Annotated in this window: 21 protein-coding genes; 15 read left to right on the top strand and 6 right to left on the bottom strand. The window is 67.1% G+C overall.

What is annotated here, in order from left to right; translation table 11 throughout:
* Positions 1–3: 3 nt before the first annotated feature.
* Together AWC14_RS26740 and AWC14_RS26735 are read left to right on the top strand one after the other, a co-directional pair.
* Entirely contained in the window at positions 4–1,632 is a 1,629-nt protein-coding gene (locus AWC14_RS26740; protein WP_045375409.1) for an ABC-F family ATP-binding cassette domain-containing protein, read from the top strand.
* 91 nt (positions 1,633–1,723) lie between these two features.
* The gene (locus tag AWC14_RS26735) at positions 1,724–1,918 is read left to right on the top strand and encodes a helix-turn-helix domain-containing protein (RefSeq protein ID WP_045375368.1); all 195 of its coding nucleotides are present in this window, start codon (positions 1,724–1,726) and stop codon (positions 1,916–1,918) included.
* Positions 1,919–1,991: 73 nt separating this feature from the next.
* On the opposite strand, the gene AWC14_RS26730 is transcribed toward AWC14_RS26735, so the two are convergent.
* Together AWC14_RS26730 and AWC14_RS26725 are read right to left on the bottom strand one after the other, a co-directional pair.
* Entirely contained in the window at positions 1,992–2,555 is a 564-nt protein-coding gene (locus AWC14_RS26730; RefSeq protein ID WP_045375366.1) for a TetR/AcrR family transcriptional regulator, read from the bottom strand.
* A 7-nt stretch (positions 2,556–2,562) separates the two neighbouring features.
* Positions 2,563–5,373 (bottom strand): aconitate hydratase, encoded by a 2,811-nt coding sequence (locus AWC14_RS26725; protein WP_162267219.1) that lies wholly within the window; start codon positions 5,371–5,373, stop codon positions 2,563–2,565.
* 167 nt (positions 5,374–5,540) lie between these two features.
* Between AWC14_RS26725 and AWC14_RS26720 the strand changes: the two genes are divergently transcribed.
* From AWC14_RS26720 to AWC14_RS26680, 9 genes are all read left to right on the top strand, one after another.
* Positions 5,541–6,122: an Rv1476 family membrane protein gene (locus tag AWC14_RS26720; RefSeq protein WP_162835648.1), complete on the top strand. Its 582-nt coding sequence runs from the start codon at positions 5,541–5,543 to the stop codon at positions 6,120–6,122.
* Between the two features lie 223 nt (positions 6,123–6,345).
* Entirely contained in the window at positions 6,346–7,755 is a 1,410-nt protein-coding gene (gene ripA / locus AWC14_RS26715) for an NlpC/P60 family peptidoglycan endopeptidase RipA (RefSeq protein WP_057003429.1), read from the top strand.
* A gap of 14 nt (positions 7,756–7,769) precedes the next feature.
* Entirely contained in the window at positions 7,770–8,468 is a 699-nt protein-coding gene (gene ripB, locus AWC14_RS26710; protein ID WP_045375362.1) for an NlpC/P60 family peptidoglycan endopeptidase RipB, read from the top strand.
* Positions 8,469–8,612: 144 nt separating this feature from the next.
* Positions 8,613–9,737, top strand: coding sequence for a chaperone MoxR1 (moxR1, locus tag AWC14_RS26705; protein WP_045375360.1), 1,125 nt, complete (start codon positions 8,613–8,615; stop codon positions 9,735–9,737).
* Positions 9,734–10,687: a DUF58 domain-containing protein gene (locus AWC14_RS26700; protein WP_045375358.1), complete on the top strand. Its 954-nt coding sequence runs from the start codon at positions 9,734–9,736 to the stop codon at positions 10,685–10,687. Before moxR1 ends, AWC14_RS26700 begins: the two co-directional genes overlap by 4 nt.
* The gene (locus tag AWC14_RS26695; RefSeq protein WP_045375356.1) at positions 10,684–11,691 is read left to right on the top strand and encodes a VWA domain-containing protein; all 1,008 of its coding nucleotides are present in this window, start codon (positions 10,684–10,686) and stop codon (positions 11,689–11,691) included. Before AWC14_RS26700 ends, AWC14_RS26695 begins: the two co-directional genes overlap by 4 nt.
* 87 nt (positions 11,692–11,778) lie before the next feature.
* Positions 11,779–12,531: a 3-oxoacyl-ACP reductase FabG1 gene (gene fabG1 / locus AWC14_RS26690; protein WP_045375355.1), complete on the top strand. Its 753-nt coding sequence runs from the start codon at positions 11,779–11,781 to the stop codon at positions 12,529–12,531.
* A 26-nt stretch (positions 12,532–12,557) separates the two neighbouring features.
* Positions 12,558–13,367, top strand: a complete 810-nt coding sequence (gene inhA, locus AWC14_RS26685; RefSeq protein WP_045375353.1) for an NADH-dependent enoyl-ACP reductase InhA — start codon at positions 12,558–12,560, stop codon at positions 13,365–13,367.
* Positions 13,367–14,413, top strand: coding sequence for a ferrochelatase (locus AWC14_RS26680; protein WP_045375351.1), 1,047 nt, complete (start codon positions 13,367–13,369; stop codon positions 14,411–14,413). The genes inhA and AWC14_RS26680 overlap by 1 nt, the downstream gene beginning before the upstream one ends.
* On the opposite strand, the gene AWC14_RS26675 is transcribed toward AWC14_RS26680, so the two are convergent.
* Positions 14,379–15,233 (bottom strand): hypothetical protein, encoded by an 855-nt coding sequence (locus AWC14_RS26675; RefSeq protein ID WP_057003431.1) that lies wholly within the window; start codon positions 15,231–15,233, stop codon positions 14,379–14,381. The genes AWC14_RS26680 and AWC14_RS26675 overlap by 35 nt on opposite strands.
* A gap of 58 nt (positions 15,234–15,291) precedes the next feature.
* On the opposite strand from AWC14_RS26675, the gene AWC14_RS26670 reads away from it, so the two are divergent.
* A complete protein-coding gene (locus AWC14_RS26670; protein ID WP_045375348.1) occupies positions 15,292–15,726 on the top strand; it encodes an NfeD family protein in 435 nt (144 codons plus the stop codon).
* A 15-nt stretch (positions 15,727–15,741) separates the two neighbouring features.
* Entirely contained in the window at positions 15,742–16,884 is a 1,143-nt protein-coding gene (locus tag AWC14_RS26665; protein ID WP_045375403.1) for an SPFH domain-containing protein, read from the top strand.
* Between the two features lie 98 nt (positions 16,885–16,982).
* Here AWC14_RS26665 and AWC14_RS26660 read toward each other — a convergent pair whose 3' ends face one another.
* From AWC14_RS26660 to AWC14_RS26650, 3 genes are read right to left on the bottom strand one after another with little or no spacing between them, the layout of a single operon-like run.
* Positions 16,983–17,546 (bottom strand): hypothetical protein, encoded by a 564-nt coding sequence (locus AWC14_RS26660; protein WP_045375346.1) that lies wholly within the window; start codon positions 17,544–17,546, stop codon positions 16,983–16,985.
* A complete protein-coding gene (locus AWC14_RS26655; RefSeq protein WP_045375401.1) occupies positions 17,543–18,016 on the bottom strand; it encodes a nitroreductase family deazaflavin-dependent oxidoreductase in 474 nt (157 codons plus the stop codon). Before AWC14_RS26655 ends, AWC14_RS26660 begins: the two co-directional genes overlap by 4 nt.
* Before the next feature lie 26 nt (positions 18,017–18,042).
* Entirely contained in the window at positions 18,043–18,648 is a 606-nt protein-coding gene (locus tag AWC14_RS26650) for a TetR/AcrR family transcriptional regulator (RefSeq protein WP_045375344.1), read from the bottom strand.
* A 189-nt stretch (positions 18,649–18,837) separates the two neighbouring features.
* Here AWC14_RS26650 and AWC14_RS26645 point away from each other — a divergent pair, with 189 nt between their 5' ends.
* Both AWC14_RS26645 and AWC14_RS26640 read left to right on the top strand, forming a co-directional pair.
* Positions 18,838–19,164, top strand: coding sequence for a DUF2563 family protein (locus AWC14_RS26645; RefSeq protein WP_052425510.1), 327 nt, complete (start codon positions 18,838–18,840; stop codon positions 19,162–19,164).
* 9 nt (positions 19,165–19,173) lie between these two features.
* A complete protein-coding gene (locus AWC14_RS26640; RefSeq protein WP_045375342.1) occupies positions 19,174–20,751 on the top strand; it encodes a putative alpha/beta hydrolase in 1,578 nt (525 codons plus the stop codon).
* Positions 20,752–20,782: the final 31 nt, after the last annotated feature.

Here is a 20,782-nt window from a genome sequence, read left to right as displayed (position 1 = left end):
ACCGTGATCACGGCAACGGACCTCGAGGTCCGCGCTGGCGCGCGCACGCTGCTCTCCACCGATGGCGCGGCCCTGCGGATACAGCCCGGCGATCGGATCGGGCTGGTCGGTCGCAACGGCGCCGGCAAGACGACCACGCTGCGCATCCTGGCCGGCGAAGCCGAGCCCTACGCCGGATCGGTGACCCGCACCGGCGAGATCGGTTATCTGCCGCAGGATCCCAAGGAGGGCGACCTCGACGTGCTGGCGCGGGACCGGGTGCTCTCGGCGCGCGGGCTGGACACGTTGCTCACCGATCTGGAAAAGCAGCAGGCGCTGATGGCCGAGGTCGCCGACGACGACGCACGCGACCGTGCGGTACGCCGCTACGGCCAGCTCGAGGAGCGATTCGCCGCGCTCGGCGGCTACGGCGCCGAAAGCGAAGCGGGCCGGATCTGCGCGAGTCTCGGCTTGCCCGAACGGGTCTTGACCCAGCCGCTGCGCACACTGTCGGGCGGGCAGCGCCGCCGGGTGGAACTGGCGCGCATCCTGTTCGCCGCGTCCGACACCGGCGCCGGGTCGGCGACGACGCTGTTGCTCGACGAGCCCACCAACCACCTCGACGCCGATTCACTGGGCTGGCTGCGCGATTTCCTGCGCGCCCACACCGGCGGGCTGGTGGTCATCAGCCACAACGTCGATCTGCTGGCCGCCGTCGTCAACCGGGTATGGTTCCTTGACGCCGTGCGCGGCGAAGTCGACGTCTACAACATGGGATGGCAGAAGTACCTCGACGCCCGCGCCACCGACGAGCAGCGCCGCCGACGCGAACGCGCCAACGCCGAACGCAAAGCCGCCGCGTTGCGGGCCCAGGCGGCCAAACTGGGCGCCAAGGCCACCAAAGCCGTTGCGGCGCAGAACATGCTGCGCCGCGCCGACCGGATGATGGCCGCGCTCGACGAAGAGCGCGTGGCCGACAAGGTGGCCCGGATCAAATTCCCGACTCCGGCGGCGTGCGGGCGCACCCCACTGGTGGCCAAAGGACTGACCAAGACCTACGGGTCACTGGAGGTGTTCACCGGCGTCGACTTGGCAATCGACCGCGGTTCGCGGGTGGTGGTGCTGGGACTCAACGGCGCCGGCAAGACCACGCTGCTGCGGCTGCTGGCCGGCGTGGAACAGCCCGACGCCGGAGCGCTGGAACCCGGACACGGTTTGAAAATCGGCTATTTCGCGCAGGAGCACGACACCCTCGACGACACCGTGACGGTGTGGCAGAACATCCGCCACGCCGCACCCGATTCCGGTGAGCAGGATCTGCGCGGGCTGCTCGGCGCGTTCATGTTCAGCGGCCCGCAGCTCGACCAGTTCGCGGGCACGCTGTCCGGTGGCGAAAAGACCCGGCTGGCGCTGGCCGGTCTGGTGGCGTCCACGGCGAACGTGTTGCTGCTCGACGAACCCACCAACAATCTCGACCCCGCGTCGCGCGAGCAGGTGCTCGACGCGCTGCGCAGCTACACCGGCGCGGTGGTACTGGTGACCCACGACCCCGGAGCGGCCGAGGCGCTCGATCCGCAACGAGTCGTGCTGCTGCCGGACGGCACCGAGGACCACTGGTCCGACGAATACCGGGATCTCATCGAGTTGGCCTGACAGCGATTTCGTGAAATCGGTCCGACGCCGACGGTCGCTTCCTACGCTTAGCCAGGAGGGGTTCGGTTCCCAATGAAGCGGGGAGGCGCCGATGAGGAAATCGAAGAAACCGCGCGAACAGCTGTTGGCCGAGTTGCGTCACGCCTACGAGGGCGGAGCCAGCATCCGTAAGCTGGTGGCGTCCACCGGCAGATCGTACGGGTCGATCCACAGCATGCTTCGCGAGTCGGGAACGTCGATGCGCAGCCGAGGTGGTCCCAACCACCGAACCCGCTCGGCGCGCTAGCCCGCGAGCGTGCGCGTATGCACGTGAAACAGGCGGTTTTGACGGCATTTTGCGCACGCTCGCGCCGGGAGGGCTAGCCCTGGCGCACCGAACCTTCGACGAGATCCAGCACGGCCGTAAGGCGTTGCGGGTCTTCGCCGGACGCCAGCCGCGCCACCAGCCCGTCGAGTACCAGGTCCAGGTAGCACTGCAGCACGTCGCTGGGCACGTCGTCGCGCAGCCGCCCCGCCTGCTTTTGCCGGCGTAGCCGATCCGTCGTCGCCGCCGCCAGCTCCGCCGAGCGCTCGGTCCAGCCGCGGCTGAACGCGGGGTCGTTCCGCAGCTTGCGGGCGATCTCCAAACGTGTGACAAGCCAATCGAACTGGTCGGGTGCGGCGAGCAGGTCGCGCATCACCTGGATCAGGCCCTCCCGCGACGCGACAGCCGCCATCCGCTCGGCATCCTCGCGGGCCAGCTCGAAGAACAGCGTGTCCTTGTCGCGGAAGTGGTGAAAGATCGCACCGCGTGACAACCCGATGGCCTGTTCGAGCCGTCGCACCGTCGCCTTGTCATAGCCGTACTCGGCGAAGCAGCGGCGGGCGCCGTCGAGGATCTGACGGCGCCGGGCCGCCAGATGGTCCTGGCTGACCTTCGGCACACGCGCCCTAGGACTTCAGCATGTTGCGCAGCACGTACTGCAGGATGCCGCCGTTGCGGTAGTAGTCCGCCTCGCCGGGGGTGTCGATGCGCACCACCGCGTCGAACTCGACCGGCTTGCCGCCGTCCTTAGACGCCTTGACGTGCACCGTCTTCGGTGTCTTGCCGTCGTTGAGCGCCTCGATCCCGGTGATGTCGAACACCTCGGTGCCGTCAAGTCCGAGCGACTCGGCCGACTTGCCCTCGGGGAACTGCAACGGGATCACACCCATGCCGATCAGGTTGGAGCGGTGGATGCGCTCGAACGACTCGGCGATCACCGCACGCACGCCCAGCAGCATCGTGCCCTTGGCCGCCCAGTCCCGCGACGAGCCCGAGCCGTATTCCTTGCCGCCCAGCACCACCAGCGGAATGTCTTGCGCCGCATAGTTTTGCGCGGCGTCGTATATGAACGCCTGAGGCCCGCCATCCTGGGTGAAGTCGCGTGTGTACCCGCCGGCCACGTCGTCGAGCAGTAGGTTGCGCAGCCGGATGTTGGCGAACGTGCCGCGGATCATCACCTCGTGGTTGCCGCGCCGCGAGCCGTAGGAGTTGTAGTCCTTGCGGGCCACGCCGTGCTCGTCGAGGTACTGCGCCGCCGGAGTGCCCGGCTTGATGCTGCCGGCCGGCGAGATGTGGTCGGTGGTCACCGAGTCGCCGAGCAGCGCGAGGACCCGTGCGCCGGTGATGTCGCCGACCGGTTGCGGCTCGGCCGACATCCCCTCGAAGTACGGCGGCTTGCGCACATACGTCGAATCCGGGTCCCATTCAAAGGTGTTGCCGCTGGGAGTCGGCAGGTTGCGCCACCGCTCGTCGCCCTTGAACACATCGGCGTAGTTCTTGGTGAACATCTCTTGGTTGATCGCCGATGCGATGGTGTCGGACACGTCCTTCTGGGACGGCCAGATGTCACGCAGGAACACGTCGTTGCCGTCTTTGTCCGTGCCGAGCGGCTGCGCGTCGAAGTCGAAGTCCATGGTGCCGGCCAGCGCGTAGGCGACCACCAGCGGCGGCGAAGCCAGGTAGTTCATCTTCACGTCCGGGTTGATGCGGCCCTCGAAGTTGCGGTTGCCCGACAGCACGGCGGCGACCGAAAGATCGTTGTCGTTGATCACTTTCGAGATCTCCTCGGGCAGCGGCCCCGAGTTGCCGATGCACGTGGTGCAGCCGTAGCCGACCAGGTAGAAGCCGAGCTTCTCCAGATACGGCCACAGCTCGGCCTTTTCGTAGTAGTCGTGCACCACCTGAGAGCCGGGCGCCATCGTGGTCTTGACCCACGGCTTGGAGGTCAGCCCCTTCTCCACGGCGTTGCGCGCCAGCAGCGCGGCCCCCAGCATCACCTCCGGGTTGGAGGTGTTGGTGCACGACGTGACCGCGGCGATCACCACCGCGCCGTGGTCGAGCACGAACTCGCCGAGTTCCTTGGACTTGACCGGCACGGGGTTGCTGGTGCGGCCCTTCGCGTGTGCGGCGGCGGAGTGCACATGGTCGTCGGCGTGGCCGTTCGACACCTGCCCCGGGTCGCTGGCCGGGAACGTCTCGTCGACCACCTCGTCGAGCTTGGAGTACTCCTCCTTCTGTGGGTCGTCGCCGACGTAGTTCGGAAGTGTCTGGCGGAACGCCGATTTCGCATCCGAGAGCGCGATGCGGTCCTGCGGGCGCTTCGGCCCGGCGATCGAGGGCACCACGTCGGACAGGTTCAGCTCGAGGTACTCGGAGAACGCCGGCTCGTGCGCCGGGTCGTGCCACAGGCCCTGTTCCTTGGCGTATGCCTCGACCAACGCAAGCTGCTTATTGCTGCGACCGGTGAACCGCAGATAATCGATGGTCTCCTGGTCGATCGGGAAAATCGCTGCGGTAGAACCGAATTCGGGACTCATGTTGCCCAGCGTCGCGCGGTTGGCCAGCGGCACCTCGGCCACGCCCTCGCCGTAGAACTCGACGAACTTGCCGACCACCCCGTGCTTGCGCAGCATCTCGGTGACGGTGAGCACGACGTCGGTGGCCGTCACGCCGGGCTGGATTTCACCGGTCAGCTTGAAACCGACCACCCGCGGAATCAGCATCGACACCGGCTGCCCGAGCATGGCGGCCTCGGCCTCGATACCGCCCACGCCCCAACCCAATACGCCCAGGCCGTTGACCATCGTGGTGTGCGAGTCGGTGCCCACACAGGTGTCCGGGTACGCCACCCCCTCGCGCTCCATCACCACGCTGGCCAGGTATTCGATGTTGACCTGGTGCACGATCCCGGTCCCCGGCGGCACCACCTTGAAGTCCTGGAAGGCGCCCTGCCCCCAGCGCAGGAACTGGTAGCGCTCGCCGTTGCGCTGATACTCGATCTCGACGTTGCGCTCGAACGCGTCGGCGCGGCCGAACAGGTCCGCGATCACCGAGTGGTCGATCACCAGATCGGCCGGGGCCAGCGGGTTGACCTTCTCGGGATTGCCGCCCAGCTCACCGACAGCCTCGCGCATGGTGGCCAGATCGACAATGCACGGCACGCCGGTGAAGTCCTGCATCACCACCCGCGCCGGCGTGTACTGGATTTCGATGCTGGGCTCCGCCTTGGGATCCCAGTTGGCGATCGCTTGGATGTGGTCCTTGGTGATGTTGCTGCCGTCCTCGTTGCGCAGCAGGTTCTCGGCAAGGACCTTGAGACTGTAGGGGAGTTTCTCGGTGCCGGGCACCGCGTCGAGGCGATAGATCGCATAACTGTCGTCGCCGACTTTCAAGGTGTTGCGGGCTTCGAACGAATTCACCGAATCCTTGTTGCTCACATCAACTCCCGAGATTTAGTTCCTTGGCGGCGACGGGCTGTGCCGGCGGTCGGTGCCACTTTAACAGTACGCTTGTCCTGCATTCTGACGCCCACCCATGCGCCTCAGTCTTGTCCGGTCGCCACCGCGCTGTCAGGCGATCAGCAAAGGCGGTACGGTCTTGATCCGTGACCACCCCGCACGCGCCGCTGTACATCCCGGGCGAGATCTGCGGCACCGTCGGCCTCGACCCGTCCACCCCTCCCGATCAGTGTCTGGCACTGGTCCGGGCGCAGGTCGACTTCGAAGGGGTCAGCGCGCCACCGGATGTCGCGCCGGGGCTGCTGCAGGTGGTCAACCAGGCCCGCGCCGACGGCATCGACCTCAAGATCGTCGTGCTCGACCACAACCCGCCCAACGACCCCCCACTGCGCGACGTCGCCACCGTCGTGGGGTCCGACCATCCCGACGCCACGGTGCTGGTGCTCAGCCCGTCGCACGTCGGCTCGTACAGCACACACTTTCCGCGGTCCACGCTGGAGATCGGTGAAGACAACGCCAAGACCGGCAACCCGGTGGTCTCCGCGGAGAATTTCCTGCATCAGCTCAACACCCCGCAGTTTCCCTGGACGGCCTTCACAATCGTGCTGTTGATCGTGGTGGCGGCGGCCGCTGTCGGCACCCGGGTCCTGCAACTGCGGGCCCGGCGCGCAGCAACGCAAGCCGAAGACACCGAGACACCGGCCCAGAACGCCGAACAGAGCAGCTAGCTCGCTATACGCACATCAGGAGCGTTGCCAAGGGCTTCTGACAGCAAACTCCTCAGGTCACCATTGGGTCACAATCATTTCAATTACAGACCTGTAATTTGTTACTAAAGTTTCAATAGAGACTCCTGTGACTTACGGTGCAAGTGATGCTTCCGTTCTAACCGCGCTTCCAGTGCCATCTGGGGCCGACGCCGACCGTCCCGCGTTGAGCCATAGGAGACTAATGAGACGCTTCCGCCGCGGCTCGCTTTCTCGCTTGGCCGCCAGCCTCTGTGCGCTCACGGTGTTGTGCACGCCGGGGCTGGCGACGGCGGATCCGGGCGCGGGACCGGACACGCTGGGCGCGCTGATCGCCGACGTCGCCAAGGCCAACCAGCGCCTGCAAGACCTCAGCGCCGCAATCAAAGCCGAACAGGAAAGCGTCAACAAGGCGCTGGTCGACGTGGAAACCGCGCGTGACAACGCCGCCGCCGCCCAACACGACGTCGAAGCCAGCCAGCAGGGAGTCAAGGAGGCCAACGCGGCGATCGCCGCGGCGCAGCAGCGTTTCGACAGGTTCGCCGCGGCCACCTACGTCAACGGCCCGTCGGACAGCTACCTGACCGCCGCCGGCCCAGACGACATCATTGCCACCGCCACGGCGGGCAAGACCCTGTCCGCCAGTTCCCAGCGAGTGATGGAGAACCTGCAGCGGGCCCGTACCGAGCAGGTGAACAAGGAGTCGGCGGCGCGGTTGGCCAAGCAGAAAGCCGACAAGGCCGCCGCCGACGCGCAGTCCAGCCAGGACGCGGCGGTGGCAGCGCTCACCAACGCGCACCGCACGTTCGCCGCACAGCAGCAAGAAGTCAACCGCCTGGGCGCCGAGCGCGACGCGGCCCGGGCCAGACTTGACGCCGCCCGCAGTTGGTCGGCGCCGGGGGGCGGAACCGGCACCGGCCCGCGGGCGGCGTCTTCCCCCGGGGACCGATGGGACCCGGGCGCCCCGGCGGCGGGATCGCCGCGGGCCCACAACCCCGGGCAGTGGGACGGCGAGTGGGACCCCACCTTGCCGATGGTGCCCAGCGCCAACGTTCCGGGCGACCCGATCGCCGTCATCAACACGATCCTGGGCATTTCGGCGACGTCGTCGCAGGTCACCGCCAACATGGGGAAGAAATTCCTCCAGCAGATGGGCATCCTAAAGCCCGACGACACCGGGATCACCAACGGCCGAATCCCGCGCGTCTACGGACGGCAGGCCTCCGAATACGTGATCCGCCGCGGCCTGTCGCAGTTGGGTGTGCCGTACTCCTGGGGTGGCGGTAACGCGGCGGGACCGAGCCGCGGAATCGGCTCCGGGTCCGACACCGTCGGCTTCGACTGCTCGGGCCTGGTGCTCTATTCGTTCGCCGGCGTGGGCATCAAATTGCCGCACTACTCGGGCTCGCAGTACAACCTCGGCCGCAAGATCCCGTCGTCGCAGATGCGCCGCGGTGACGTCATCTTCTACGGGCCGGGCGGCAGCCAGCACGTCACGATCTACCTCGGCGACGGCCAGATGCTCGAAGCGCCGGATGTCGGTTTGAAGGTCCGGGTCGCGCCGGTTCGCACCAGCGGCATGACGCCCTACGTGGTCCGCTACATCGAGTACTGACCGTGAAAGGATCTATGCGACAAAGGGTTTCGCGCCTCGCTGGGGTGACATTGGTGGTGATCGGGCTGCTGCTCGGCCTGGCTGGTCCCGCTGCGGCGGAGGACGGTGGCTGGGACCCGACGCTGCCGCCGGTGATCAGTGCCGGCGCGCCGGGGGATCCGCTCGCCATCGCCAACGCCTCGCTGAACGCCACTGCCCAGGCCACCCAGACGACGATGGACCTGGGGCGGCAGTTCCTCGGCGGGCTAGGGATCAACTTGGGCGGCAACAACACCAACACCACTGCAGGTAAGATTCCGCGGGTCTATGGCCGCCAGGCCGTCGAATATGTGATCCGGCGGGCGTCGTCGCAGATGGGGGTGCCGTATTCGTGGGGTGGCGGCAGCCTCAACGGGCCCAGCAAGGGCGTGGACTCGGGCGCAGACACCGTCGGCTTCGACTGCTCGGGCCTGATGCGCTACGCCTTCGCCGGGGTCGGTGTGCTGATCCCGCGGTTTTCCGGCGACCAGTACAACGCCGGCCGGCACGTGCCGCCGTCGCAGGCCAAACGCGGCGACCTGATCTTCTACGGTCCCGGCGGCGGCCAGCACGTCACGATGTATCTGGGCAATGGTCAGATGCTGGAGGCGTCCAGCATCGCCGGCAAGGTCACCGTCAGCCCCGTGCGCACTCCCGGCATGACGCCGTTTGTCACTCGGATCATCGAGTACTGACTCGCCGGGTGCCGCCCACGTCGACGGAATCCGGGCGGCCTGGAATAGTTGGACGAGGGCACGCCGCTGCCCCGCGACGTTCGTCGTGCGAGCAGTCGTGTGTGAAGAGCTGTAGAAGGCTTGAGCCGTGGTAGGAGAGCATCGATGACATCAGCAGGTGGCGCCAGCGGGTACTCCGGCCCGGGCGGGCCGCCGACGACGCCGGCGCATGCGCCGTCTCCGGACGGCGGCAACGGGCTGGCCGCCGAGGTGCACACCCTGGAACGGGCCATTTTCGAGGTCAAGCGGATCATCGTCGGCCAGGACCAGCTCGTCGAGCGGATGCTGGTCGGCCTGCTGTCCAAGGGCCATGTGCTGCTCGAGGGTGTGCCCGGGGTGGCCAAGACGCTGGCGGTGGAGACGTTCGCCCGGGTGGTCGGCGGGACGTTCGCCCGCATCCAGTTCACTCCCGACCTGGTGCCCACCGACATCATCGGTACGCGCATCTACCGGCAGGGCAAGGAGGAGTTCGACACCGAACTCGGCCCGGTGGTGGTCAACTTCCTGCTTGCCGACGAGATCAACCGCGCGCCGGCCAAGGTGCAGTCGGCGCTGCTGGAGGTCATGCAGGAGCGCCACGTCTCGATCGGCGGCAAGACCTTCCCGCTGCCCAACCCGTTCCTGGTGATGGCCACCCAGAACCCGATCGAGCACGAGGGCGTCTACCCGCTGCCGGAGGCGCAGCGCGACCGGTTCTTGTTCAAGATCAACGTCGGCTACCCCTCGCCGGAGGAGGAGCGCGAGATCATCTACCGGATGGGCGTGCGCCCGCCGGAGCCCAAGCAGATCCTGGCGACCGGCGACCTGGTGCGGCTGCAGGACATCGCGGCCAACAACTTCGTGCACCACGCGCTGGTCGACTACGTGGTTCGCGTCGTCACCGCCACCCGCCACCCCGAGCAACTCGGGATGAACGACGTCAAGAGCTGGATCTCGTTCGGCGCATCCCCGCGTGCGTCGCTGGGCATCATCGCCGCCTCCCGGTCGCTGGCGCTGGTGCGCGGCCGCGACTACGTGATCCCGCAGGACGTCATCGAGGTCATTCCCGACGTGCTGCGCCACCGGCTGGTGCTGACCTACGACGCGCTGGCCGACGAGATCTCGCCGGAGATCGTGATCAACCGGGTGCTGCAGACAGTCGCCATGCCGCAAGTGAACGCCGTTCCGCAGCAAGGACATTCGGTGCCTCCGGTGATGCAGGGTGCGACGGCGGCGGCTAGCGGTCGGTGACTGACTCCAAGGCGCCGGCGGCGGTCCATCCGCCGTCGATGCAGCGCGGCGACATCGACGACCCGAAGCTGTCGGCCGCGCTGCGCACGCTTGAGCTGACCGTCAAACGCAAGCTCGACGGCGTGTTGCACGGCGATCACCTGGGCCTGATCCCGGGTCCCGGCTCGGAGGCGGGGGAGTCGCGCGAGTATCAGCCCGGCGACGACGTGCGGCGGATGGACTGGGCGGTCACCGCCCGCACCACCCACCCGCATGTCCGGCAGATGATCGCCGACCGGGAACTGGAGACCTGGTTGGTGGTCGACATGTCGGCCAGCCTGGACTTCGGCACCAGCGTCTGCGAAAAACGCGACCTGGCGGTGGCCGCGGCAGCCGCGATCACCTTCCTCAACAGCGGGGGAGGCAACCGGCTCGGCGCGCTGATCGACAATGGCGCACAACGGATTCGGGTACCGGCCCGATCCGGCCGCCAGCACGAGCAGACCCTGCTGCGCAGCATCGCCACCGCTCCGAAGGCGCCTGTCGGAGTGCGCGGTGACCTGGCAGCTGCCATCGACGCGCTGCGCCGCCCCGAGCGTCGCCGCGGGATGGCCGTGATCATCAGCGATTTCCTCGGGCCGATCAACTGGCAGCGTCCGCTGCGCGCGATTGCCGCCCGCCACGAGGTACTGGGCATCGAGGTGCTCGACCCGCGCGATGTCGAGCTGCCGGACGTGGGCGACGTCATCCTGCAAGACGCCGAATCTGGTGTCACCCGCGAGTTCACCATCGACGAGCAGCTGCGCGACGACTTCGGCAAAGCGGCGGCCGCTCATCACGCCGACGTCAAGCGCACCTTCCGCAGCTGCGGAGCGCCCCTGATGTCGCTGCGCACCGACCGCGACTGGATCGGCGACATCGTCCGCTTTGTGGAGTCGCGCCGGAGGGGCGCACTGGCGGGGCGCCAATGAGTTTGCCGTTGCTCGGCCCGATGACGCTCACCGGGTTCGCTCACGCGTGGTGGTTTCTGTTCTTCCTGGTCGTTCTCGGCATCGTCGCGCTCTACATCATCGCGCAGGTGGCCCGACACCGCCGGATGCTGCGGTTCGCCAACATGGAGCTGCTGGAAAGCGTGGCGCCCAAACAGCCCACCCGGTGGCGCCACCTGGCCGCGATTCTGTTGACGGTGTCGCTGGTGTTGCTGACGATCGCGATGGCCGGCCCGACGCACGATGTGCGGATTCCGCGCAACCGCGCGGTGGTGATGCTGGTGATCGACGTGTCGCAGTCGATGCGGGCCACCGACGTCGAACCCAACCGGATGGTGGCCGCGCAGGTGGCCGCCAAGGAGTTCGCCGGCGAGCTGACGCCCGGGATCAACCTGGGCCTGATCGCCTACGCCGGCACCGCGACGGTGCTGGTGCAGCCGACCACCAACCGGGATGCGACCAAGGCCGCACTGGACAAGCTGCAGTTCGCCGACCGCACCGCCACCGGCGAAGGCATCTTCACCGCATTGCAGGCCATCGCCACCGTCGGCGCGGTGATCGGCGGCGGCGACACTCCACCGCCGGCGCGCATCGTGTTGTTCTCGGACGGTAAGGAGACGGTGCCGACCAATCCGGACAACCCCAAGGGCGCGTTCACCGCCGCGCGGACCGCCAAGGACCAGGGCGTGCCGATCTCGACCATTTCGTTCGGCACCCCGTACGGCTTTGTCGATATCAACGGCCAGCGCCAGCCGGTGCCGGTCGACGACACCACGATGAAGAAGGTCGCCGAACTGTCCGGCGGCAACCACTACAACGCGTCCAACCTGCAGCAGCTCAAAGAGGTCTACGCGTCGTTGCAGCAGCAGATCGGATACGAGACCATCCGTGGCGACGCCAGCGTCGGCTGGCTGCGGCTGGGTTCACTGATCCTGGCGTTGGCCGCTCTGGCAGCGGTCCTGATCAACCGCCGGCTGCCTACGTAGTTGTGCCGCCGAACGGCCCGTAAGTGCACGCGTCCGCCCAAAAGGCGTGTCAGAAGTGGCCACTCGGCGATGCGATAGGTTGTCGGGGTGACTGAGACAGCCACAGAAACCACCCACGCCGGCAGGCCGCCCTTTGTCTCCCGGTCGGTGCTGGTCACGGGCGGAAACCGGGGGATCGGGCTCGCGATCGCGCGGCGGCTGGCCGCCGACGGCCACAAGGTGGCTGTCACGCACCGCGGATCCGGGGCGCCCGAGGGATTGTTCGGCGTCGAGTGTGACGTCACCGACAACGACGCCGTCGACCGCGCCTTCAAAGAGGTCGAGGAGCACCAGGGTTCCGTCGAGGTGCTGGTGTCCAACGCCGGCCTGTCCCTGGACGCGTTCCTCATGCGGATGACCGAGGAGCGGTTCCAAAAGGTCATCGACGCCAACCTCACCGGGGCGTTCCGGGTGGCTCAGCGGGCATCGCGCACCATGCAACGCAAGCGGTTCGGCCGGATGATCTTCATCGGCTCGGTCTCGGGCACCTGGGGCATCGGCAACCAGGCCAACTACGCAGCCTCCAAGGCCGGCCTGATCGGCATGGCGCGATCGATTTCTCGGGAACTGTCCAAGGTCAACGTGACCGCGAATGTGGTGGCCCCGGGCTACATCGACACCGATATGACCCGCGCGCTGGATGAGCGGATTCAGGCGGGGGCACTGGAATTCATCCCGGCGAAGCGGGTTGGCACCGCCGAAGAGGTCGCCGGCGTGGTCAGCTTCCTGGCCTCCGAGGACGCCTCGTACATCTCGGGCGCGGTGATCCCGGTCGACGGCGGCATGGGTATGGGCCACTAACGATTTCCACACGAACAAGGACGGACATGGCAGGACTGCTCGAAGGCAAACGGATTCTGGTCGCCGGGATCATCACCGACGCGTCGATCGCGTTCCACATCGCCCGGGTCGCTCAGGAACAGGGCGCGCAGCTCGTCTGCACCGGGTTCGACCGGCTGCGGCTGATCGAGCGCATCCTCGACCGGCTGCCGCAGAAGCCGCCGCTGCTGGAGCTCGACGTGCAGAACGAGAAGCACCTCGACACGTTGGCCGAGCGGGTCGTCGAGGTGATCGGCGAGGGCAACAAGCTCGACGGCGTGGTGCATTCGATCGGTTTCATGCCGCCCAGCGGCATGGGCATCAATCCGTTCTTCGAGGCGCCCTACGAGGACGTCTCCAAAGGCATTCATATTTCGGCGTATTCGTACGCGTCGCTGGCCAAGGCGGTGTTGCCGATCATGAATCGCGGCGGCGCGATCGTCGGCATGGACTTCGACCCCACCCGCGCGATGCCGGCCTACAACTGGATGACGGTGGCCAAGAGCGCGCTGGAGTCGGTGAACCGGTTCGTGGCACGCGAGGCCGGCCCGTACGGCGTTCGATCCAATCTTGTTGCCGCCGGGCCGATCCGGACGCTGGCGATGAGCGCGATCGTCGGTGGCGCGCTCGGCGAAGAAGCCGGCAAGCAGATGGAGCTGCTCGAGCAGGGCTGGGACCAGCGCGCGCCGATCGGCTGGGACATGAAGGACGCCACCCCGGTCGCCAAGACGGTGTGCGCGGTGCTGTCCGACTGGCTGCCGGCCACCACCGGGGACATCATCTTCGCCGACGGCGGGGCGCACAACCAGTTGCTCTGATGGACTTCGACGCGGTCCTGCTGCTGTCCTTCGGCGGGCCAGAAGCCCCCGAGCAGGTGCGGCCGTTCCTGGAGAACGTCACCCGCGGCCGCGGTGTGCCGCCGGAACGCCTCGACGAGGTCGCCGAGCACTACCTGCACTTCGGCGGGGTGTCGCCGATCAACGGCATCAACCGCGCACTGGTCGCCGAACTGCAAGCCGAACTCGGCGGCAGCCTGCCGGTTTATTTCGGTAACCGCAACTGGGAACCCTACGTCGAAGACGTCGTCGCGACCATGCGCGACAACGGAATTCGGCGGGCAGCGGTGTTCACCACATCGGCGTGGAGCGGCTACTCCAGCTGCACCCAATACGTCGAGGACATCGCCCGGGCCCGTAGCCATGCCGGCGAGGCTGCGCCCGAATTGGTCAAGTTGCGGCCTTACTTCGATCATCCACTGTTCGTCGAGATGTTCGCCGACGCTGTCGCCGCCGCCGCGCAGACCGTGCCGGACGATGCCCGGCTGGTGTTCACCGCGCACTCCATCCCGGTGGCCGCCGACCAGCGCTGCGGCCCGCAGCTGTACAGCAGCCAAGTCGCTTACGCCGCAAGGCTAGTCGCCGAGCGGGCCGGTTACCGGCACTACGACCTGGTGTGGCAGTCGCGGTCGGGCCCGCCGCAGATCCCGTGGCTGGAACCCGATGTGGCCGAACATCTTTCGACGCTGACAGGCGCGGTGATCGTGTGCCCGATCGGCTTTGTCGCCGACCACATCGAGGTGGTGTGGGACCTCGACCACGAGCTGCGATCGCAGGCCGAGGAAGCGGGGATAGCGTTCGCCCGGGCCGCCACACCCAACGCGGACCGCCGATTCGCCCGGCTCGCCGTCGATTTGATCGACGAACTGCGCGAGGGCCGCGAACCCGTTCGGGTGGTCGGACCTGACCCGGTGCCCGGCTGCGGGGCAAGCATCAACGGCGCGCCGTGCGGGCCGCCGCACTGCGTTGCCGAATGGTCGTCGCCGGCCGGGCTCAGCCCCGCCAGGCCGACCGCAGAATCGCGCTGACCGCCGCCATTCGCGCCGAGCGCACCACCGCGCCCAGCGGCCGCAGCGCATCGTTGGCGATCTGCGTCTCCGAGGACGACTGTGTCGCAATGGGTGTCAGCCCGGCGCTGACGGTGATGATCGCGTCGACGTGCGCGGCTGTTTCCAGCACCCGCACCGCGCGGGCGGGCGCGTGGTCGGGAATCCGGTGGTGCCGCATGGATTCCAGCAGCTGCTCGACCAGCCCGCGAGGATCGTCGACGTCGGCGCCGGAAAAGCCGAGCCCGACCGCGCTGAGCACATCCGCGGCCGACCGTACCGCCGACCGCAGTTCGTATTCGGCCTCGCCTAGCTGGTGCCGATCGAGCGCGGTCACCCCCGGCAGCGAGTAGACCGTCCACGACAACGCGGTCAGTGCCGGTACCGCCGTGTCGTCGGGGTCGTCGTAGATGAACTCGGGGACCAGTCCGACGGCCACAGACGAATCGTGGGGATCGGACACCAGCACCGCCTCGCCCGCGGCCAGCGCCTCCTGCTCGAACCGGGTGCCCGCCGCCAGCCCGCGCACGTCGCCGGGCACCGGCAACACCAGGCTCACCGAGGGCGCCGGGATCCCGGTCCGGCCGGCCGCGGTGCGCAGGGTCTGCAGCAGCGACACCGCGCCGGCGTCGTCGACATCGGGCCACGGCAGACCGGTGTGACCGGCCGCAACCGCGTCATATGCGGTAACGGATTGCATTGGCGCCCAACAGGATAACGCGTCGAGAACGTCGTCGGGGGCGGCCTGGCCGGCGAGCCAGGCGTTGGCCCATACCGAGAGCGTTGCGCTGGGGCACCACATGAACTCGCAGTGTAGTTGTTCGGCGCGATCGAGGCAGATCACGCGATATTCTGGCGGCATGCCTGCCGCCCTGATCTGGCTGATCGTCGCGCTGGGTCTTGCCGGTGCGGAGGCGCTGACCGGCGATATGTTCTTGCTGATGCTGGGTGGCGGCGCGCTGGCCGCGGCGGGCAGCAGCTGGCTGCTGAACTTTCCGATCTGGGCCGACGGCGCGGTTTTCCTGGTGGTGTCGGTGCTGCTGCTGGTGCTGGTCCGGCCCGCGCTGCGGCGACGGCTGACACCCGCGGAGGGTGCACGGACCGGTGTGCAGGCGCTGGAAGGCAAGAACGCGCTGGTCCTCGACCGCGTCGCCCGCAACGAGGGCCAGGTGAAGCTGGACGGGCAAGTATGGACCGCACGCCCGTTGAACGACGTCGACGTGTACGAACCCGGTGAATTGGTGACCGTCATGCATATCGACGGTGCCACCGCGGTGGTGTGGAAGAACGTCTAGATAAAGGAGTTCATGATGCAAGGTGCCGCCGCCGGTCTGGTATTTCTGGCCGTCCTGGTGATCTTCGCCGCCATCGTGGTGGCCAAATCGATTGCGCTGATTCCGCAGGCGGAGGCCGCGGTCATCGAGCGGCTGGGCCGCTACAGCCGCACAGTCAGCGGGCAGCTGACCCTGCTGGTGCCGTTCATCGACCGCATCCGCGCCCGGGTGGATCTGCGCGAACGAGTGGTGTCGTTCCCGCCGCAACCGGTGATCACCGAGGACAACCTGACCCTCAACATCGACACCGTGGTCTACTTCCAGGTCACCAACCCGCAGGCCGCGGTGTACGAGATCAGCAACTACATCGTCGGTGTCGAGCAGCTGACCACCACCACACTGCGCAACGTCGTCGGCGGCATGACGCTGGAGCAGACGTTGACCTCGCGCGAGGTGATCAACCGGCAGCTGCGCGGCGTGCTCGACGAAGCCACCGGACGGTGGGGGCTCCGGGTTGCCCGCGTCGAGCTGCGCAGCATCGACCCGCCACCGTCGATCCAGGCGTCGATGGAAAAGCAGATGAAGGCCGACCGGGAGAAGCGGGCGATGATCTTGACCGCGGAAGGCCAACGCGAGTCGGCGATCAAGCAGGCCGAGGGGCAGAAGCAGGCCGAGATCCTGGCCGCCGAAGGCGCCAAACAGGCGGCGATCCTGGCCGCGGAGGCCGACCGGCAGTCGCGCATGCTGCGTGCGCAAGGGGAACGGGCCGCGGCGTATCTGCAAGCCCAAGGCCAGGCGAAGGCGATCGAGAAGACGTTCGCCGCAATCAAGGCCGCCCGGCCGACTCCCGAGCTGCTGGCCTACCAGTATCTGCAGGTTCTGCCGAAGATGGCCCAGGGCGAAGCCAACAAGGTCTGGGTGGTGCCCAGCGATTTCGGTTCGGCACTACAGGGTTTCACCAAATTGCTGGGCGTGCCCGGCGACGACGGCGTGTTCCGGTATCAGCCGTCGCCGGTCGACCAAGACCTGCCCAAGCCCGAGGACGACAGCGACGAGGTCGCGGACTGGTTCTCCACCGAAACCGATCCGGCGATTGTGCAGGCGGTGGCCAAGGCAGAAGCCGACGCCCGCAAGCCGGTGGAGGGAGTGCTCGGTGCGCCCTCCGAGTTGACGCAATAAGGAGTGCCGATGGCTGCGTTGACGTCTCCCAAAACGTATGCGGCGACAGTGTTTTTGACGACGTAGGCGGCGCTGACGGTGAAAGGCCCCGACGGCGGTTAGTCGGCTCCGACCGTCGCCTGCGGCACCAGGAAACACACCAGGACCTTGACGAAGAGGAACAACGGAATCCAGGCGAGCGCGGGCGACACCGGAAGCCAGATCAGGTTCACCAGCACCGCGGTCAGTGTCAGTCCTAGCGCGGTGAGCCGCTTGACGTGTGCGGGCGCGAATTCGACTGCAGCCCCGACGCTTATCAGCAGCGCGGCATTCACGGCCGCCCATGCCCAGCCGGTGTCGAAAAGCAGCGCGGCGGGAATCAGATACAGCAGCGCGTGCGCGATCACGAACCCGATCCGGAACCGGCGGGCGGCGACGCCGGGGCGGTGATACCACTGGTTGGCGGTCTCGCTCGAGGTGGTCACGATCCCGCCGACCAGATCGAAAACCATGACGGCAAGGACCACGATCTGCGCCACCGACCAACCGCGCCACCCGCCGACGTGCCGGATATACCCAGTCAGCAATGCGATGAGCAGTGCGCCTACCACGACGCCGACGATGCTTTCACCGCGGGTGCGCGGCGGTCCGAAGAAGGTGCGCAACACGCCGGCGCTTGTCATGACCGGGCGTCGAGCCGCAGCTCGACCATCGGCAGGGGTGTGTTCGTCTCGGTGATCGGAGTCCCCAGCGTCTTCTCCAGCACGCCCTTGAACCCGGCCCATGCGCGCGGATGGCTGTTGATGTAGGCCGCAAGCGTTCGATCGGCCTCGTCCTGGCTGAGCACGCGCGCCGTTGCTGGCGCCGGGGCGCGGCTTCCGGCATAGACCCGCACCCGCGGGTTGGCCTGAATATTGCAGAACCACTGCGCCTTTGCGCCGAAGCCGGAGGCTACGACGTAGCGGTCCGGCGCCGGGTGCTCGATGACCTCGAGCACCACGTAGCGCCGCGCGCCGGACTTGCGGCCGATGTGTTCGAGCATCAGCAACCGCGACCCCAGCAGGGCGCCGGCGCGCGCCCTGTAGATCCAGATAGGCGCGCGCACCAGCCGACGCGACCGCAGCAACTGCGCGGCACCGGTTCCCAATGACATGCTGCCTCCATTTTCGTTGTGGTGGGTCACGCGAGCCCGTCGCGGTAGATCGTCAAAACCTCTGCGGCCCAGCGCTGAATGCCGTCGGTCGACAGCGGATCGAAGCCGAGCAACTCGGTCAGTCGCGGACGCAAGGTGAGCACCGCCAGGTCGTTGACCATCAAGATGGCCGCGCGCACATCCGGATCCGTGCCGACACTGGCGGTTCCGGCCGCGACCATGGCGTCGAGGGTGTCCCGGCTGATGCGGTGAAGCCGCTCGAACAGCGCCGAGCCGGCGGGGCCGCCGCCGATCAGCATGCGGCTCAGGTATGCCGGGATCGCCGAGTCCGGCGGCAGGTGAGTGGCCAGGCCGTCGAGCATGCTGGGCACCGCGGCGGGGTCCAAACCGGAAGTGGCTGTGCTCGTGGCCATTTCATTCAGCACCGCCTCGAGGCTTTGGATGACGTGATCGTCCACGGCCGCCACCAAGCCTTCCTTGGACCCGTAGTGCCGGATCAGCAAGGCCGGTGACACTCCCGCGGCGGCCGCGATATCGCGCATCGTGACGGCGTCGGGACCGCGCTCGGCGAACAGCCGCAGTGCTTCGTCGCGGATGCGGGCGCGTGCCGTGCGGTCATCGGGTAAATGCACGTTTACTATTGTAAACGTTTGTTTAGCCCGCGCAAGGCGGCGTCGTTATGGGTAAGCGACGTTCGACGACAAGGCGATGGACGCGCGACGAGATCCAGGTGGCCGACACGGCGGCGGCGCATCGATCGGCGCAGGGCCACCGTCCAAACAGTGCATGTGTGTGCTGGTGCTGCGTGTTAACCTGCCGGTGTGGCGGCAGAGGAAATCGAGGTCAACACCCCACGGTTGGGCCGCGGTGGTGAATTGTGCCTTGATGCGGCCGCATCGTTGCGCGGGGCTGCCGAAGCACTTGGTGGCGCACCGGAATCTGGGATTTTCGGTGGTCACGCCGAGGCGCAGCAGTTTCACGCCGCGCTAGATGCTGCCCATCGAAGCCACCAGGAGGAGCTGCACGGCCACCATGCGACATTGACGGGGTTATCGGGCAAAGCGGATACGGCGGCAGAGGCGTTCACCGACACCGACGAGTCTGCGGCTGCCGCCCTGGACTCAGCCGCCACTGTGTTCGACGAGTAGATCGGCCCGATGAGCCATCCGCAGGGACTGGTCAACCTCGATCCCAACGAGTTGGCCGTCGATGCTGGTGGGGACCCGTGGACGCTCGATGATGAACTACAGCAGGGTAATCCCGGCGCGATCGACGCCAAGGCCGATGCGTATCACAGGGCGGCTACGGGCGTCACCGAAGGCCAGGACGACTTTGACCGGGCCAAGAAAGAGTTCCAGAACGCGTATCGGCGTAACCGTTCTGAGGCGCCGATCACCGAGTCGTCCGAGGTCACTCAAACCACCGAGCGGCTGTCGCTGAAGCGGGCCCAAATCGCCCAGATCGCAACGGATCTGGAGACGATCGCCGCGGGCCTGGCGACAGCCCAGCGGGACAGCAGCGCCGAGATCGCCAAGTTGGATAAACAGTTGCATGCTATCGATGACCAGATTTTCGCCGCGCTGAAAGCGAATCAGGACCCCAGCGGGTTGCACGATCAGGCCGTGGCGGCTGTCGCCGCGTCGTTGGCGCATATCAAAGGCGTCCAATCCACCTACAATTCGGTGCTCAAAGCCGCCGAGGAAAAGATGGCGGCGGACACCGGATACACGCCCGAGGCGATCGACAACCTCGACGGGATGCCAGGTGACCCCGCCGCGGCGGCCCGGCAATACGACGAGTCGGGGCGGCGCGCTAAAGACCAGGCCCTCGTCGACAAGGCCAAGGCCGAGGGCAGGACGCAGTACTTGCCAGCCATGGAGGGCCAGCCTGGCTACATGACACGCGAGGAGGCCGACGCGGCGGGCCGGTTGCACGACTATCAGATCGTCACCGACCCGGCCGGCCACGCGGCGCAACATGGAGATCGGCAGCTCTCTGGTGAGCGCCTCAACGACTACAACCAATCCCAGTTCACCGGACCGCTGCCCGTTGATCGTGTTTTCGGCGTCGACGCCCGAGCCCAGGCCAAGGCCAGACTCCAACTGCAGCACGACCTGGAAAACGGCAACACCTCCTGGCACCCCCAACCCATGACTCCCGATGAGGCCACGCGGCTCATCGACCAGATGCAAGCCACCGACCGAGGCGCCATCCTGGCCAAGACGCAAGAGGAGCTGGTAGAAGGCGGCGTGTCACGCGATGCGGCGGCCAGGATTGTCGACGCCATCGCCCACGGCGCAAACCCCCAGGACATCATCCAAGGCGCCGCCGGTGCCAGCCCATTTCTTGCTGGCGGGAAGGAAGGGTTTGAGCGTTTCGCCGAATCACTGCCCACAGGCAGACACTGGCAGGGCTTCGCACCAGACGCGGCATTTTCCGCGCAAGATATCGAAGCGCTCAAGAATATCGGCAAACACATCGGCAATGTCGGCAACGCAATTGATATCGGTGTGGGCGTATACGACTGGCTGCATGGCGCTCCGGCGGGCGAAGTAATCGCGAAAGGCGTTGGAGGATGGGCCGGTGCAACGGGACTCGGCGCGATAGGAGCCGAGGGTGGCATGATGGTCGCCGGGCCACCTGGAGCGTTCGTGGGCGGGTTCTTGGGCGGTCTGTTCGGCGCAGTCAAAGGCGAAGAGTACGCTGGGAAGGCTTACAATTGGCTTACGGAGTAGTGGAGTGCGTCACGCAAATACATTCTTTTTG

It is taken from the genome of Mycobacterium kyorinense (genome assembly GCF_002101735.1).
GTDB lineage: Bacteria > Actinomycetota > Actinomycetes > Mycobacteriales > Mycobacteriaceae > Mycobacterium > Mycobacterium kyorinense.
Note: the sequence above shows the minus strand (reverse complement) of the source record. Positions and strands in the feature narration are given on the sequence as shown.